General features: G+C 70.5%; 15 protein-coding genes. 11 read left to right on the top strand and 4 right to left on the bottom strand.

Going from position 1 to position 16237, the window contains the following annotated elements; all coding sequences use genetic code 11:
• Positions 1 to 192 precede the first annotated feature (192 nt).
• From AUL34_RS20115 to AUL34_RS20085, 7 genes are all read left to right on the top strand, one after another.
• Positions 193 to 1077, top strand: coding sequence for a BadF/BadG/BcrA/BcrD ATPase family protein (locus AUL34_RS20115; RefSeq protein ID WP_192845798.1), 885 nt, complete (start codon positions 193 to 195; stop codon positions 1075 to 1077).
• Positions 1078 to 1155: 78 nt separating this feature from the next.
• The gene (locus AUL34_RS20110) at positions 1156 to 2268 is read left to right on the top strand and encodes an S-(hydroxymethyl)glutathione dehydrogenase/class III alcohol dehydrogenase (RefSeq protein WP_061937991.1); all 1113 of its coding nucleotides are present in this window, start codon (positions 1156 to 1158) and stop codon (positions 2266 to 2268) included.
• Positions 2265 to 2726: a GNAT family N-acetyltransferase gene (locus AUL34_RS20105; protein WP_244492658.1), complete on the top strand. Its 462-nt coding sequence runs from the start codon at positions 2265 to 2267 to the stop codon at positions 2724 to 2726. Before AUL34_RS20110 ends, AUL34_RS20105 begins: the two co-directional genes overlap by 4 nt.
• A gap of 23 nt (positions 2727 to 2749) precedes the next feature.
• Positions 2750 to 3592, top strand: a complete 843-nt coding sequence (gene fghA, locus AUL34_RS20100; protein ID WP_061937988.1) for an S-formylglutathione hydrolase — start codon at positions 2750 to 2752, stop codon at positions 3590 to 3592.
• A gap of 90 nt (positions 3593 to 3682) precedes the next feature.
• Positions 3683 to 5110, top strand: coding sequence for an NADP-dependent phosphogluconate dehydrogenase (gndA, locus tag AUL34_RS20095; RefSeq protein ID WP_061937985.1), 1428 nt, complete (start codon positions 3683 to 3685; stop codon positions 5108 to 5110).
• 1 nt (position 5111) lies between these two features.
• Complete coding sequence (locus AUL34_RS20090) at positions 5112 to 5600, top strand: hypothetical protein (RefSeq protein WP_061937982.1); 489 nt, start codon at positions 5112 to 5114, stop codon at positions 5598 to 5600.
• Between the two features lie 113 nt (positions 5601 to 5713).
• On the top strand, positions 5714 to 7036 hold the full coding sequence (locus tag AUL34_RS20085; protein ID WP_370539069.1) for a PQQ-dependent sugar dehydrogenase: 1323 nt from the start codon (positions 5714 to 5716) through the stop codon (positions 7034 to 7036).
• Between the two features lie 61 nt (positions 7037 to 7097).
• Here AUL34_RS20085 and AUL34_RS20080 read toward each other — a convergent pair whose 3' ends face one another.
• The 3 genes from AUL34_RS20080 to AUL34_RS20070 form a co-directional block, all read right to left on the bottom strand.
• Complete coding sequence (locus AUL34_RS20080) at positions 7098 to 7958, bottom strand: MOSC domain-containing protein (RefSeq protein WP_061937979.1); 861 nt, start codon at positions 7956 to 7958, stop codon at positions 7098 to 7100.
• A 14-nt stretch (positions 7959 to 7972) separates the two neighbouring features.
• A complete protein-coding gene (locus tag AUL34_RS20075; RefSeq protein WP_061937976.1) occupies positions 7973 to 8395 on the bottom strand; it encodes a metallopeptidase family protein in 423 nt (140 codons plus the stop codon).
• A 143-nt stretch (positions 8396 to 8538) separates the two neighbouring features.
• A complete protein-coding gene (locus AUL34_RS20070; protein WP_061938000.1) occupies positions 8539 to 9207 on the bottom strand; it encodes a L,D-transpeptidase in 669 nt (222 codons plus the stop codon).
• Positions 9208 to 9579: 372 nt separating this feature from the next.
• Here AUL34_RS20070 and AUL34_RS23140 point away from each other — a divergent pair, with 372 nt between their 5' ends.
• The 4 genes from AUL34_RS23140 (at position 9580) to AUL34_RS20050 (ending at position 16011) form a co-directional block, all read left to right on the top strand.
• A complete protein-coding gene (locus tag AUL34_RS23140; RefSeq protein ID WP_061937973.1) occupies positions 9580 to 10527 on the top strand; it encodes a hypothetical protein in 948 nt (315 codons plus the stop codon).
• Positions 10528 to 10537: 10 nt separating this feature from the next.
• Positions 10538 to 12142 carry a DNA polymerase Y family protein gene (locus AUL34_RS20060; RefSeq protein ID WP_370539071.1) on the top strand — a complete coding sequence of 535 codons (1605 nt, stop codon included), beginning with the start codon at positions 10538 to 10540 and terminating at the stop codon, positions 12140 to 12142.
• Between the two features lie 20 nt (positions 12143 to 12162).
• Complete coding sequence (locus AUL34_RS20055; RefSeq protein ID WP_061937997.1) at positions 12163 to 15630, top strand: error-prone DNA polymerase; 3468 nt, start codon at positions 12163 to 12165, stop codon at positions 15628 to 15630.
• Positions 15631 to 15726: 96 nt separating this feature from the next.
• Positions 15727 to 16011 (top strand): SelT/SelW/SelH family protein, encoded by a 285-nt coding sequence (locus AUL34_RS20050; RefSeq protein WP_061937968.1) that lies wholly within the window; start codon positions 15727 to 15729, stop codon positions 16009 to 16011.
• 62 nt (positions 16012 to 16073) lie between these two features.
• Here the strand turns inward: AUL34_RS20050 and AUL34_RS23135 are convergent, their stop codons facing one another.
• On the bottom strand, positions 16074 to 16232 hold the full coding sequence (locus AUL34_RS23135) for a DUF1236 domain-containing protein (RefSeq protein WP_370539070.1): 159 nt from the start codon (positions 16230 to 16232) through the stop codon (positions 16074 to 16076).
• Between the last annotated feature and the right edge of the window lie 5 nt (positions 16233 to 16237).

The raw sequence follows: 16237 nt of genomic DNA, 5'->3' as shown, positions 1-16237 counted from the left end.
GTTCAAGGCATCGTCGCCCGCCACGCCGGCAGCTTTCGGCCCGGGCGACGGGACCCCAGGCGGAAAGGCGCTCCGGCGGACCGGGGGGTGGTCGAAACCGACGTTCGGGCGCTACCCCAAGTCCGCAACATCCGGCATGAAGGTATCTCCGGCGATTCGAGGAGGAACCGCTTTGCCGACCGACGCTGCCTCGTGACCGATCCTCTCTTCCTCGGCCTCGACGCCGGTGGCACCTCCTGCCGTGCCCGGCTGGTGGATGCGTCGGGCCTCGTCTTCGGAGAAGGCCACGCCGGGCCGGGCCAGGCGCGCCTCGGGGTGGAGGCAAGCTTCGACGCCATGCTGGTGGCCGCCCGCGAAGCGTGGCGCGCAGCGGGCCTCGGCCCCTTGGACTTCGCGCGGCTGCAGGTCGGGGCCGGCATCGCCGGCATCGAGCGGGTCGGCGTCGCCGATCTCTTCGCCGCCCGGCCCCATCCCTTCGCCAGCCTCACGATTTCCGGCGATGGCGCGATCGCGTGCCTCGGCGCCCATGGCGGCGAGGACGGGGGCATCGTGGTGGCGGGCACCGGCTCGATCGCCTTCGGCCTCCTCGACGAGCGCTCCCTGCGCTTCGGCGGCTACGGCTTTCCCGGCTCGGACGAGGGCTCGGGCGCGCGGATCGGTCTCCTCGCCGTGGAGGCGGCGTTCCGGGCCGCCGACGGACGCCTGTCCGGGTCCGTCCTTGCCGAGGCGGTGCTGGCGCGTGTCGGCGGCGAGGCGCATGCGCTGACCCGCTGGTGCGACGGGGCCTCGGCCACCGACTATGCGACGCTTGCGCCCCTCGTGGTCGAGGCCGCGGGGCAGGGCGACCGGACGGCGGACGCGATCCTGCGCGGCGCGGCACAGGCCATCGGCGACCTCGTCGACACCTTGCGCGATGCCGGTTGCGAGCGTGTCGCTCTCACCGGGGGCCTTGCCGCCGCGCTCATGCCCCTCCTGCCCGAAGGTCTTGCCGAGACGCTGGACGAGCCGCTCGGCGACCCGCTCGACGGCGCCCTGATCCTGGCGGGCCTCGCTCCGGTCGGGGCGGGCGATCGGTGATCGAAGGGTGGCGCGATCCGCCCGCCTTCCTATAGTCAGGACCGATCCGATTCGGCCCATCACGAGGACTTGGACCCCATGAAGTCACGCGCCGCCGTCGCCTGGGAAGCAGGCAAGCCGCTCACGATCGAGACCGTGGACATCCGGGGACCGCAGCCGGGCGAGGTGCTGGTCGAGATCATGGCGACCGGCGTCTGCCATACCGACGCCTACACGCTGTCGGGTCTGGATTCGGAAGGCAAGTTCCCGGCGATCCTTGGCCACGAGGGCGCCGGCATCGTGCGCGAGGTCGGCGCGGGCGTGACCTCCGTGAAGCCCGGCGACCACGTCATTCCGCTCTACACGCCCGAATGCCGCAACTGTAAGAGCTGCCTGTCGCAGCGCACGAATCTCTGCACCGCGATCCGCTCGACCCAAGGGCAGGGCGTGATGCCGGACGGCTCCTCGCGCTTCCGCTGCGACGAGACGACGGTCTTCCACTACATGGGCTGCTCGACCTTCTCGAACTTCACCGTGCTGCCCGAGATTGCGGTGGCGAAGGTGCGCGAGGACGCCCCCTTCGACAAGATCTGCTACATCGGCTGCGGCGTGACGACGGGCATCGGCGCCGTGATCTACACCGCGAAGGTCTGGCCGGGCGCCAACGTCGTGGTGTTCGGTCTCGGCGGCATCGGCCTCAACGTGATCCAGGGCGCGCGCATGGTCGGCGCCGACAAGATCATCGGCGTCGACATCAATCCCGGCAAAGTCGAAATGGCCAGGAAGTTCGGCATGACCGACTTCGTCAATCCGCGCGAGGTCGGCAACGACAAGGTGGTCCAGGCGATCCAGGACCTCACCGGGGGCGGGGCCGACTTCTCGTTCGACGCGACCGGCAACACCGACGTCATGCGCCAGGCGCTGGAGTGCTGCCATCGCGGCTGGGGCGAATCGATCGTCATCGGCGTGGCGGAGGCCGGCAAGGAGATCGCGACGCGTCCGTTCCAGCTGGTCACCGGCCGCGTCTGGAAGGGCACGGCCTTCGGCGGCGCGCGGGGCCGCACCGACGTGCCGAAGATCGTCGACTGGTACATGGACGGCAAGATCAACATCGACGACCTCATCACCCACACGATGCCGCTTGACCAGATCAACACCGCCTTCGACCTCATGCACGAGGGCAAGTCGATCCGAAGCGTCGTCGTCTATTGAGCGCGTTCGCGGTCGACTGGCGCTGGTCGCGCATCGAGGACATGTCGGGGGCGGAGGTCCATGACCTCCTGAAGCTCCGCCAGGACGTCTTCGTGGTGGAGCAGGCTTGCGCCTTTCCCGAGATCGACGGGCGCGACGGGGAGGCGTTGCATCTGCGCGCCTTCCGGGCCGGCACGCTCGCGGGGGCCTTGCGCGTGATGCCGGCCGATGCGACCCGAGGCGCCCGCATCGGCCGGATCGCGACGGCGTCCGGCTTTCGGGGCGGCGGCCTCGGCCACCAGTTGATGGGCGAGGCGCTCCGGCTCTGCTCCGAGTGTTGGCCGGAGGCGGCGATCGACCTGTCGGCGCAGGCGCATCTGGAAACCTTCTACCGCGGTCATGGGTTCGTCACGATCTCGGGTGCCTATCTCGAAGACGGCATCCCCCATCTCGACATGCGCCGCGCGCCGGCTGCCTGAAGCCAAACCCGAAAGGACTGCCTATGCCCCTCGACGTGATCTCGGAAGCGAAGGCCCACGGCGGCACCCAAGGGGTCTTCCGCCACCAGTCGCGCACCACCGACACGCCGATGACGTTTGCCGTCTTCACGCCGCCGCAGGCGAAGGAAGGACGAGTGCCTGTGCTCTGGTACCTTTCGGGGCTCACCTGCACGCACCAGAACGCGCTGGACAAGGGCGAATTCCGCCGCGCCGCAGCCGAGCACGGGATCATGATCGTCCTGCCGGACACCAGCCCGCGCGGGGCCGGTGTGCCGGACGAAAAGGACAACTGGCAGTTCGGCTCGGGGGCCGGCTTCTATCTCGATGCCACGCAGCCCCCCTATGCCGCGAACTACCGCATGTATTCCTACGTGACGGACGAGCTGCCGGGCTATCTCGCCACGCACTTCCCCGCCGACATGAACCGGCAGGGCATCTTCGGCCATTCCATGGGCGGGCACGGCGCGTTGATCGCGGCCCTGCGCAATCCCGAGACCTACCGGAGCGCCTCCGCCTTCGCGCCCATCGTCCAGCCGTCCACGGCGGGCTGGTCGCGTCCCGCCTTCGAGAAGTATCTCGGCCGCGACCGCCAGTCCTGGCGCCCCTACGACGCGACGCTCCTGATCGAGGACGGCCACCGCTTCCCCGAGTTCCTGGTGGACCAGGGAACGGCCGACGATTTCCTCGACGACGGCCTTCGCCCGCAGCTCCTGCAGGAGGCCTGCGACAAGGCGGGTATCCGGCTGCAGCTGAATATGCGCGAGGGCTACGACCACTCCTACAACTTCATCTCCACCTTCATGGACGACCACATCGCCTGGCACGCGGAGCGGCTGAAGGGTTGAGACGAGGCGCCGGCGCTCCATCGTTTCGATGGAACGCCGGTCCACCATCCGCTAAACCTCTGGCCCAGAGCCAAGGTGGGAGCGAATCGGATGAGCGAAGGCCAAGCGGATCTCGGCGTACTGGGCATGGGCACGATGGGCGCGAGCCTCGCGCTCAACTTCGCCGACAACGGCGGCTTCACCGTGGCGCTCGGCAACCGGACGACGGAAAAGGCCTACGGCGTCAGGGACGAGAACCCCGATCTTGCCGGGAATCTGGTGCCGACCGATTCGATCGAGCACTTCGTCTCCACTCTGAAGAGCCCGCGCGTCGTGGTTCTGATGGTCAACGCCGGCAAGCCGGTGGACGACCAGATGGCGCTCGTGCTGCCGCATCTTTCTCCCGGCGATATCCTGATCGACGCCGGCAACGCCGACTTCAACGACACGGTGCGCCGCGAGCGCGAGGTCAAGCCGACCGGCATCCATTTCGTCGGCATGGGCGTGTCGGGCGGCGAGGTCGGCGCGCGCAACGGACCCTCCATCATGGTGGGCGGCGACGAAAAGGTGTGGGAGCGCCTGAAGCCGCTGCTCGAGCCGATCGCCGCCAAGTTCGACGGCACACCGTGCGTCGACTGGCTGGGCACCGATGGCGCCGGCCACTTCGTCAAGACAATCCACAACGGCATCGAATATGCCGACATGCAGATGATTGCGGAAGTCTACGGCATCCTGCGCGATGCGGTCGGGCTGCGGCCGCAGGAGATGGCCGACATCTTCGCGGACTGGAACCGGCGCGACCTCCAGTCCTACCTGATCGAGATTTCCGCCCTCGTCCTGGCCGAGCGCGACCCCGAGACGGGCGGCGCGCTCGTCGACCAGATCGTCGACGAGGCGGGCCAGAAGGGCACCGGTCGCTGGTCGGTGATTGAGGCGCAGAAGCTCGGGATCGGCGCTACGACGCTCGAGGCCGCGGTGTCGGCGCGCGGGGTGTCCTCGCGGCGCTCCGAACGAGCCGAAGCGGCACGGATCTTCGCCGACGTGAAGACGGCGCGCGCCGAGTTCCATGCCGACGCCGGCGGTCTCGCCGAGCTCGAGGGGGCGTTGGTGACGGCCAAGATCATCGCCTATGCGCAGGGCTACGCGACCCTGGCGGAGGCGAGCCGCGAGTTCGGGTGGAACCTGCCGCTCGGGCAGATCGCCCGCATCTGGCGCGCCGGCTGCATCATCCGCTCGCGCTTCCTCGACGACATCACGCGCGCCTACGAGGCGGGGGACGTGATCAACCTCCTGCAGGCGCCGAGCTTCACGAAGCGCATCGAGGCGGGCCAGGAAAGCCTTCGCCGCGTGGTGGCCAAGGCCGCGCTCGCCGGCATCCCGGTGCCGGCGCTCTCGGCCGCGCTCGCCTATTTCGACGACTACCGCCGGGCGCGCGGCACCACCAACCTGACGCAAGGCCAGCGCGACCTCTTCGGCGCCCACACCTTCCACCGGCTCGACCGCGAGGGGACCTTCCACCACAAGTGGCCGCAGGCGTGAGGTGAGCCTGGCGGGGAGGGCGGAACGGGCGGGCCTCGACCGGACCACTGCGCTGCTCCTCTCGCTGGCGCTGGCGCTGGCCGTCCTGCACCACACGGACCACGTGCTGCGCGTCGATCACTCCGGCTGGCCTTTTCGGCCGGACGTGACGCCCTTCACCTACAGCCTCCTTGCCTACCCGATGATGCTCTTCGCCCTGTTCGGGGCGCGGCGGCTCTTCCCGCTGCGCTGGGCCCTGCTTCTCGCCGGCACGGGCTTTACCATCCTGGCCCACACCGCGCTGGAGAGCCCGCACATGCAATATGCGATGTGGGCCGAGAACCGCAGCCTCGATCCGCACGCAGCAGGGATGCACAATCTGCCGGACATCCGGTCCCCGACCCTCGGCGCGCTGTCGGTCGCGATCGGCATGGCGCTCAACCTCACGGCGATCGCGGCCACGGTGGCGATGGCGCGGCGTGGGCTGGCGCTGCGTCGCTCGGGGACTTGACGCGCCTCTCAACAAAACGGGAGCGGCGTTGCCCACGCCTCGCGCCCGATTAGTTCGCATTCGACGGGAAGACCGAAGCGGTCTTCGATCCTTCATTCCGCGAGGAAGCGACGATGCGAACGATGAGACGATCCGGCGGCCTCGCCGCCCTTCTGGCCGGCACGCTGCTCGCCGGCGGCGCCCTCGCGCAGGACACCAACTCCCAAGGCGAGCGCCTGCCCCATGTCGACGGCAACGCGCCGGCGACCGGCACCGCCTCCTCCACGCAAGGCGCGCCGACCGGCGAGCCGGTCGAGACGGAAGCCGCCAACGCCCCCGACCAGCAGCCGGCCTTCGCCGGGCAGACCCGTGCGCCCCAGCCGGCCGAGATGCCGGAGGTGACCACGGAAACGGTGGCCGAGGGGCTGCCCAACCTCTGGGCGCTGGAGTTCCTGCCCGACGGGCGCATGCTCGTCACCGCCAAGGAGGGCAAGATGATGGTGCTGCCGGCGATGGGCGGGGACGGCGAGCCGATCGAGGTCTCAGGCGTGCCGGAGGTCGCATCAGAGGGCCAGGGCGGCCTTCTCGACGTCGCGCTCGGGCCGAACTTCGCCTCGGACGGCATGATCTACTTCACCTTCTCCGAGCCGCGGGGGGCGGAGGGCAACGGCACGGCGCTGGCCAGCGCCAAGCTCACCATGGCCGACGGCTCGGCCTCGCTCGACGACATGAAGGTCATCTTCGGGCAGACCCCCAGCTACGACGGCGACAAGCATTTCGGCTCGCGCATCGTCTTCGACGGCGAGGGCAAGCTGTTCCTCGGCGTCGGCGAGCGCTCGGACGAGCCGATCCGCGACCAGGCGCAGGATCTCGATTCCGGCCTCGGCAAGGTGTTCCGCATCAATCCGGACGGCTCGATCCCCGCCGACAATCCGTTCGTCGGCCAGGAAGGCGCGCTGGACGCGATCTGGAGCTACGGTCACCGCAACATCCAATCTGCGGTGCTGGGACCGGACGGGCGCGTCTGGACGATCGAGCACGGCGCGCGCGGCGGCGACGAGCTGAACCGTCCGGAGGCCGGCAAGAACTACGGCTGGCCGGTGATCACCTACGGCGTGTCCTATGGCGGCGCGAAGATCGGCGAGGGTATCACGGCCCGGGACGGCATGGAGCAGCCGGTCTACTACTGGGACCCGGTCATCGGCCCGTCCGGCATGGCGATCTACACGGGCGACGAGTTCCCCGAGTGGAGGGACGCGATCCTCGCCGGCGGCTTGGTAACGCAAGGCCTTGTGGTGCTGCGGATGAATGACGAGGGACGCGTCGCCACGGAGGAGCGCGTGCCGCTGGACGCACGCATCCGCGACGTGAAGGTCGGTCCGGACGGGGCGGTCTATGCCGTGACGGAGACGCGCGGCGGCGGCGGCTCCACCATCCTGCGCCTCACCAAGGCCTGAGACGAGGCCGCCGATAGCGGAGCGGGCCGGGAGGCGTTCCGGTCCGCCCGCCCGCAATGCCTCAGAGCGCGAGCGGCCAGCCGCCCTCGCGGGCCTCGATCACGCGCACGGGATCGCCGACCCGGATGCGACCCCCTTCGCGCGGCACCGCGTTCCAGCCGAACAGCGCGCCGGGCGCGCGGGGCTCGCCGGAGCGACGGAAGCGCGCGAGGGTCGCGAGCGGCTCCTTGCCCGCGCGCCGTCCCTCGTCCTGGTCCACCGTCGTCACCGCGCAGCGCGCGCAGGGCTTGACGAGGTCGAGCACCACGTCGCCGACCGCAATCGTGGCCCATTCGTCCTCGGCTAAGGGCGCCGCGCCGTCCACCACGATGTTGGGCCGGAAGCGGCTCATCGGCACGGCCTCGCCGCCGGCGGAGACGATCCGCCGGTTGAGATCGCGAAGCGAGGCGGTGGTGGCGACGAGGAGCGGGAAGCCGTCGGCGAAGCCGACCGGTGCGTCTTCGCTCGTCCAGTCGCGCGAGACGCTGCGGCGCGCGCGGTCGTCGAAATGCACGAGACGCACAGCACGCCCGAGCCAGCGCGACAGGGCGGCGTCGGTGTCCTCGCCGGCGGACGCGGCATCCACCGTGTCGCTCCAGACCGTGACCGAGAGGCGCTCGTCGCCGTCCGGCAGGGCCACGAAGCGTTCGCCGCCGTCGCTGCCGCCGATGCCGGGGAAGGACAGGTGCAGCCCGTCCTCGTCGGGCTCGGCATCGAGGAGGGCGAGCGGCGGATATTCGCGCTGCGACAGGAAGCGGCCGGTCTCGTCCACCAGCATCCAGCGCCGGTCGTCGGCGAAGCCCATCGGCTCGAGGACGGCGGCGTCGGGATGACGGGCGCGCCCGCCCTTCACCGGGTGGATGGCGAGCGTCGAGACCTGCATCACGGTTTTCCTTCTCAGTCGGTCGCCGCCTCCAGGGCTTCCATGTCGTCGTCCGAGAGGCCGAAATGGTGGCCGATCTCGTGGATCAGGACATGGGCGACCAGGGTGCCGAGGCTTTCCTCGTGTTCCGCCCAATAGTCGAGGATCGGGCGGCGGTACAGGAGGATGCGATTGGGCATCTCGCCGGTCTGCGGCGTGCCGAGCGCGCCAACCGCCCGGCCCTCGAAGAGGCCGAGAATGTCGAACGGGCTTTCGAGGCCCATCTCCTCGACCACCTCGTCTTCGGGAAAGTCGGCGACATGGAAGCGGATTTCGCCCGACAGGGCGCGAAATTCCGTCGGCAGCGCCGCATAGGCCTCGATCGCCAGCGCCTCGATCTCCTCGAGGCTCGGCGAGAGCCTGCGCCCCCAGTCGCCCGTCAGGTCTCTCTGCCCCATGCGATCCTCTCCCCCTCAGGTATCGGCTGTCCGCCGTTGCTTAAAGCATTTCCAGGTGAAGCGGATACGCTTCGCCGTCGGACAATGCGGCAAAATCAAAGAACTGGAGAAGTTCCGGTGAACTTGAGTCCACCGGGAATTCGCTAGGCCATGCCGCTCTGGAGCACCACGACCTTCGTGCCGTCGAGGACGCGGCGATGGAGGTCGATCACGTCCTGGTTGAGAAGGCGGATGCAGCCGGACGAGACCGAGCGGCCGATGGACCAGTCCTCGGCCGTGCCGTGGATGCGGTAGAGCGTGTCCTCGCCGTTCCGGAAGAGATAGAGCGCCCGGGCGCCGAGCGGGTTGGTGGGCCCGGGCTCCATGCCGGCGCCGAGATGCCCGTAGCGGTCGGGCTCGCGCGCCATCATCGCATCGGTCGGGCGCCAGCGCGGCCAGGCGCGCTTGTAGCGGACGCTGGCCTCGCCGGCGAAGGCCAGCCCCGCCTTGCCGACGCCGATCCCGTAGCGCAGCGCCCGCCCGCCTTCCATCTGCAGGTAGAGGAAGCGGGCCGCCGTATCGACGATCAGGGTGCCGGTGATCTCGCCGCTCGCGTAGGCCACTTCCTGGCGATAGAAGCGCGGGTCGATCTTGGTGAGGTCGGGCGCGGCCACGGGGAAGGGCTCGCCCGTCACAGGCGCGTACATCGCGAGATAGTAGGGCGGCACGATGCGTGCCGGGGCCTTGGGCGCGACGTCGGACAGGCGGCCGGACACGCAGCCGGCGAGAAACAGCGGGGCGCTGGCCAGAAAGGTTCGGCGTGCAAGCGGCATGATGGCGAGATCGGTTTCGTAGGGGGAGGAAGATGAGCCATTCCTGCCCCGGCGGTGGGACACACCGCAACGGCGGATCGGCACGCCTGACACGATCGTGACGGCCAGGGTCGCACCATCGGCCAGAGGCCACGCCGCGTCGTCCACCGGAATTCGTTCCCTATCAACAGGAAAATAATCTTGTCGGCCTTCTCCTTGACTCGCAGGGGCGACTCGGAAATCTCCTAGAACATATGATGAACAGAACGGCGGCCATGATCCCATCGGCCGATGGAGAACGGCATGACCTGGAACGGCTCGCATCCACGACGACAGGCTATCGAACCGGCCGAAACGCCTGATTTTCCGGACGATAACAGGCTTGTTCCGTCGATGGGACACGGCGCTGCCGGCGAGGGCTCGCGTTCGCGCCTCGCCACCCTGTCGGCCCTGCGCCAGGTGATCGGCCGGATCGAGGGCGTGCCCTTTGCCCACGAGCCGTCGGCGGATCAGGACGAAAAACCCAAGGACGGCGATCGCTTCGCCCTCGGCGCGCCGCTGTTCGATGCCGCGCTTGGCGGTGGGTTGCCGCGTGCGGGCCTTCTGGAGCTGCGCACCCATGCCATGCGCGACGGCGGGGCGGGCGTCGGCTTCGCGCTGGCGCTCGGGCTCCGGCTCGGGGCCTGCCGCGAGCGCCCGCTCCTGTGGATCGCCGCCGCCGACGCGCTGGCCGAGGGCGGCATGCCCTATCGCGAGGGGCTCGCCCATTTCGGTTTCGACCCGGAGGCGCTGGTGGTGGTGCGCGCCCGGCGCGTCGTGGACGCCGCCTGGGCGGGCGAGGAGGCGGCCCGCTCGGGCGCCAGCGCGCTCACCGTCGTCGAGCTGCGCGGCAACCCGGCGCTTCTTGGGCTGGAGGGCACGCGCCGTCTCCACACGCGCGCCCGGGACGCGAGGGGGGCCGTCGTGCTCCTGCGCCAGGGCGGCGAGGCGGAGGCGTCGGCCGCGCCCGTGCGCCTTCTCGTCGAGCCGGTGCGCGCGGCCCCGGTCCCGGGGCTGGAGGCGCTGCCGCTGATCGGCCGTCCCCGCTTCTCGCTCGGCCTCGAAAAGGCCCGCGGCCTTTCGCCTCGAACCCTCCAACTGGAATGGGATCCCCATGACCGCCGATTCCTCGACCACGACCTGCGATTCGTCCCGGCCGGGCGAGTTCCTGGCCCTGCGGCTGCCCCGGCTGGCGAGCGACCGGATCCGGCGCGAGGAACTGGGTCGCTCCTGGCGTTGCGGCCCCTTCGCCCCGGGCTGGAGGGCGAAGACGCCCCGCGCCGGCGCGCCGGCACGCTCTGACCTCCTGCCGGTGCCGCTCGGCGCCGGCAACGGACACCGCCCGCCGAACGCGGGCAACGGACAAAGCCCGCCGAACGCGGGCCACGGATGCAGCCCGCCGAACGCGGGTCGGGGAGGGGCGCCGTCGGCCGGGTTCGAGGCTCTTGCGGGCGCGGCGGATGTTTCGCCCGAGCCCGACGTGCCCCCGCTCGCCCTTTTCACGCACGAGGACCGGGCCGATCGCATCGCGGCCCTGTGCGAGCGGGCGGAGGCGCTCGGCCTTGTCCCCGGCCTCGGCCTTGCCGAAGCGCGTGCCCGCTTTCCCCACGTGGACTACCGACCCGCCGACGGGGAGGCCGACTGCCGGCTTCTCCGCGATGTGGCCGACTGGTGCGACCGCTACACGCCGCTCGTCGCGCTCGACGGTGCGGACGGGCTGGTGCTCGACCTCACGGGCGCCTCGCATCTCTTCGGCGGAGCCGGGGCGCTGCGGGACGACCTCCTGGCTCGCCTCCGCGCGCAAGGGTTCGCGGCCGAAGCCACGGTCGCGGCCCATCCCGGCACGGCGCGGGCCTGCGTCGGGCTGCCCGGCGCCCCCCGCCTCGTCGCGGCGGGCGGGGAACGGGCCGCGGTGGAGGGTCTGCCCGTCGGGGCGAGCCTGCGTCTGCCGGCGGAGGAGGCCGCGCGGCTCCATCGCCTCGGCCTGCGACGGGTCGGAGACCTTCTCGCTCTGCCGCGCGCCGCCTTTCATCGCCGCTTCGGGCCGGAGATCGTGCGCCGCCTGGACGAGGCGACGGGCACTGCCCGCCGCCCGATCGAGCCGCGCCGCCCGGTGGCGCTTCTGATCCGCGAGCGCCGCCTGTTCGAACCGGTCAGCCTGCCGGAGGACATCCTGCGCCTTGCCGCGCATCTGGCCGCGCGCCTGTGCGAGACCCTGGCGGAGCGGGGCGAAGGCATGCGCGAGGCGGAGCTCGCGCTGTTTCGTGTCGACGGCCATGTGGAGCGCCTCGTCGTGCGTTCGGGCCATCCGTCGCGCGACCCCTCCCGCATCGTCCGTCTCCTGGCCGAGCGGTTGAAGGCATCCGGCGACGAGATCGACGCCGGCTTCGGCTTCGATCTCCTGCGCCTGTCGGTGCTGGCCGCGCAGGAACTGGCCGGCCGGCAGGAGGAGATGGCCGAGGCACACGTGCGCCCGGCCGAGGAACTCGGCGCCCTGATCGACCGATTGGGGACGCGGCTTGGGCAAGCCGCCGTCTTTGCCCTCGCCGGCGAGGACCGGCACCGGCCGGAGGCCGCCCAGCGCCTCGGCGCGCCCTTCGGCGCGGCCTCGATGGGCATGACGGCCGATCTTGGCCCGCGCCCCTTGCGCCTCTTCGCCCGACCGGAAGTGGTGGAGGCGACGGCCGAGGTGCCGGACGGGCCGATCCGGCAGTTCCGCTGGCGCCGCGCCTTCTACCGCGTCGGGCGGATCGAGGGGCCGGAGCGCATCGCCCCCGAATGGTGGCTCGGCGATGCGGGCGCGGAACGCGACTATTTCCGCGTCGAGGACGAGGCTGGGCGGCGCTACTGGCTGTTCCGCCAAGGGGCGGGGGCGAGCGCCCCCTCCGGCTGGTTCCTGCACGGGCTCTTCGCGTGAGCGAGGAGGTCGTTGAACCACTGCCCCCCGGTCCCGGCTTCTGCGAGATCGGGGCGGCCTCCAACTTCTCCTTCCTGCGCGGGGCCTCCAAGCCCGGCGAGATGGTGATCGCGGCCGAGGTGCTGAAACTCGGCGGCATCGGGATCGCCGACCGCAACACCGTGGCGGGCGTCGTGCGCGCCCACGGGCAGGCGCGGCTGCGCAAGTTCCCGTTTCGCCCCGGAGCGCGCCTCGTCCTCTGCGACGGGACGCCCGAGATTCTTGCCTATCCGCGGGACCGGGCCGGGTGGGGTCGGCTCTGCCGGCTCCTGACGGTGGGAAACCTGCGCGCGAGGAAGGGCGACTGCGTTCTCCATCTGTCCGATCTCCTGGAGTGGGGCGAGGGCATCAGCCTTGCGGTCCTCGCGCCCGATGCGCTCGGCCGCGACGGTCCGGGGGGCGAGGGGGCGGCCGCACGGCTCCGGGGCGCGCTCGGGCCGCTCGCGGAAGCCTTTCCCGGCGCGGTGCGCCTCGCCGTCGCCCCCCGGCACGACGGCGGCGACGCGCGGCGTCTAGGTCGCGCGGCGGCGATCGCGCAAGATCTGCGCACGCCGATGCTTGCCACCAACGACGCGCTGTTCCACGCCGGCGACCGGCGCCCGCTCGCCGATGTGGTGGCCGCCATCCGCGAGCACGTGCCGATCGCGCAGGGAGGCCGTGCGATCCTGTCGGCCCATGCCGAGCGCCGCCTCAAGCACGAGGGCGAGATGCTGCGCCTGTTCCGGGGCTACGAGCCCGCGATCGGGGAAGCACGCCGCTTCTTCGCCGAGCTGCGCTTCGACCTCGCGACCCTGAAATACGACTATCCCGACGAGGCGCTGCGGCTCGGCGTCACGCCGCTGGAAGAGCTCCGCCGGCTCGCCTACGAGGGCGCAGCTTGGCGCTATCCCGGCGGCGTGCCCGAGCGCATCCATCCGCAGATCGAGCGGGAACTCGAGCTGATCGCCAAGAAGAAGTACGAGCCCTACTTCCTCACCGTCCACCGCATCGTGCAGGCGGCGCGGGGCATGGGCATCCTCTGCCAGGGGCGCGGCTCGGCCGCCAACTCCACCGTCTGCTACTGCATCGGCATCACGGAGGTGGACCCGGAAAAGGCCGGGCTCCTGTTCGACCGCTTCCTGTCGGAGAACCGCGACGAGCCCCCCGACATCGACGTCGACTTCGAGCACGAGCGGCGCGACGAGGTGATCAACTGGATCTACGACGCCTATGGGCGCGACTCCGCCGCGATCGCCGCCACCGTCATCTCCTATCGCGCGCGCTCCTCGCTGCGGGAGGTCGGCAAGGCCTTCGGCCTGTCGGAGGACGCGGTCTCGGCGCTGTCGGGTTCGGTCTGGGGCTATGGTCCCACCGACGTCGGCACGCGCGAGACGGATGCGGCGGGCCTGTCGGCCGCCGACCCGACGACGCGGAACGTCCTCGAATATGCCCGCGCCCTCAACGAGTTCCCGCGGCACCTGTCCCAGCATGTCGGCGGCTTCGTTCTGACACGGGGCCGCGTCGACGAGACGGTGCCCGTCCACAACACCGGCTCCAAGGGCCGCATCATCGTAGAATGGGACAAGGACGACCTCGACGAGCTGCATATCCTCAAGATCGACATCCTGGCGCTTGGCATGCTGAGCGCGCTGCGCCGCGCCTTCGACATGCTGAACACGCTTTATCCCGGCGAGGCGACGGCGGACGGACGCGAGGCGACGCTCGACACGCTTCCCGTCGAGCCAAGGGACGCGCCCGTCTGGCGGATGACCCACCGGGCCGACACGCTGGGCACGTTCCAGATCGAGTCCCGGGCGCAGATGACCATGCTGCCGAAGCTGAAGCCCAACGAGTTCTACGACCTCGTGATCCAGGTCGCGATCGTGCGCCCCGGCCCGATCCAGGGCGACATGGTGCATCCCTATCTCCGGCGGCGCATGGGGCTGGAGCCGGTGGATTACCCGAAGGAGGAACTGCGCGACATCCTTCAGCGCACCTGCGGCGTGCCTCTGTTCCAGGAGCAGGTCATGCGGATCGCCATGGTGGCGGGCGGCTTCTCGGGCGCGGAGGCGGACAGCCTCCGCCGTGCCATGGCCACCTTCAAGCGCACGGGGCAGGTCAAGGACTTCGGCGAACGGATGATCGGCGGGATGGTCGCCAACGGCTACACCCAGGACTTCGCCGAGCGCTGCTTCAGCCAGATCGAGGGCTTTGCCGGATACGGCTTTCCCGAAAGCCACGCGGCCTCCTTCGCGCTCCTCGTCTATGCCTCGGCCTTCATCAAGTGCCACTACCCCGACGTCTTCTGCGCGGCGATCCTGAACGCCCAGCCGATGGGCTTCTATGCGCCGGCGCAGCTCGTGCGCGACGCGCGCGAGCACGGGGTCGCCGTGCGCCCCGTCTGCGTCAACGCCTCGCGCTGGGACTCGACCCTGGAGGAGGCCGTCTTCGAGCCGCGCGACGTCTTCCCGCGCCACCGCGAGGCGGCCGCCGCCATCCGGACGCGCCATGCCGTGCGGCTGGGGTTCCGGCAGGTGAAGGGCCTGTCCGAGACCGAACTCCAGCGTCTCGTCTGGGTGCGCGACACGTCCGGTCCCTTCGATTCGGTGCGCGACCTGTGGCGGCGGACCGGCCTGCCCCGCCGTGCGATCGAGCGGCTGGCCGATGCCGACGCCTTTGCGGGCCTCGGGCTGGCCCGGCGCGACGCGCTCTGGGCGGCGCAGGCTCTGGGCGAGGGGGCGGCGGAGCGTCTGCCGCTCTTCGAAGGGCTCGGCGAGGTGATGCCGGAACCCGAGGTCTTCCTGCCCTCGATGCCGCTCGGCGAGGCGGTGGTCAATGACTACCGCTTCCTGTCCTTGTCCTTGAAGGCCCATCCCGTGTCGTTCCTGCGCGAGGACCTCAGCGCACGCGGCATCGCGCCGACGCAGACGCTGGAAACCTTGCGCTCCGGCCGGCGCGCCAGCGTCGCCGGGCTCGTGCTCGTGCGCCAGCGGCCGGGCTCGGCCAAGGGCGTCATCTTCATGACGGTGGAGGACGAGACGGGCGTCGCCAACATCGTGGTCTGGACCAAGGTGTTCGAGCAGTTCCGGCCGGTGGTTCTGGGCGCGCGCCTCGTGCGCGTATCGGGCCGGGTCCAGGCCGACCGGGGGGTGATCCATCTCGTGGCCGAGACGATCGAGGACCTGACGCCGCTCCTGTCGCGGCTTGCCGTCCGGGGTCTGGAGGGCGCCCGCATCCTGCAGCCGACGGACCACGTGAAGAGCCCGCTGCGCCGGCATCCGGAGCCACGCCATCCCGCCGCCATGCCGAGCGACGTGGCCGAGACGGCCGCCGCGCTCGGCGCGGTGCTGGCCTCGGCCGACGAGGTGCGCCGCCCGGTCCGCGTCGTCCTGCCCCCGACGCGCGCGGTGAGCGAGGAAAGCCTGCGGGAGATGCGCGAGGTCTTGCCGAAGGGGCGGAACTTTCACTAGAGCAATGCCTGCGAAAGCCGAAGGGGGCCTTTGCGACCGGACAATGCGCCGAACGTGCTCTATCCCTAAGGAAGATCCCTTCCCGGAAGGACGCTCATGGAACCCGTTTCAGGCCCCCGCATCACCATCCGATACTGCACCCAGTGCCAGTGGCTCCTGCGTTCGGCCTGGCTGGCGCAGGAACTCCTCCAGACCTTCGGCCCCGATCTCGGCGAGGTCGCCCTGATCCCCGGCACGGGCGGCGTGTTCGCCATCGCTTACCAGAACGAGACGATCTGGGAGCGGGTGGCCGATGGCGGCTTTCCCGAGGCCAAGGTGCTGAAACAGCGGGTGCGCGACCGTCTCGACCCCGGCCGCAGCCTCGGGCACAGCGACCGCTGAAACGAGAAGGGCCGCCGCGTGCGACACGCGGCGGCCCTTCGATCGACCAGGCCGAGGCCCTGTTACTGCGCGTAGTAGATGACCTTGCGATCGGCCTTGGAAACGATCACCGGCTGGTTGTTCGAGGTGTAGAAGTACTCGTAGTCCGGGTTGGACGGCACGGGCACGAGCGTCACGGTGCCGGGAATCACCGACCCTTGCGTGATCTCCCCTTCGACCACGACCG

Origin of the sequence: Aureimonas sp. AU22 (assembly GCF_001463745.1) — a bacterium.
Taxonomy (GTDB): domain Bacteria; phylum Pseudomonadota; class Alphaproteobacteria; order Rhizobiales; family Rhizobiaceae; genus Aureimonas.
Note: the sequence above shows the minus strand (reverse complement) of the source record. Positions and strands in the feature narration are given on the sequence as shown.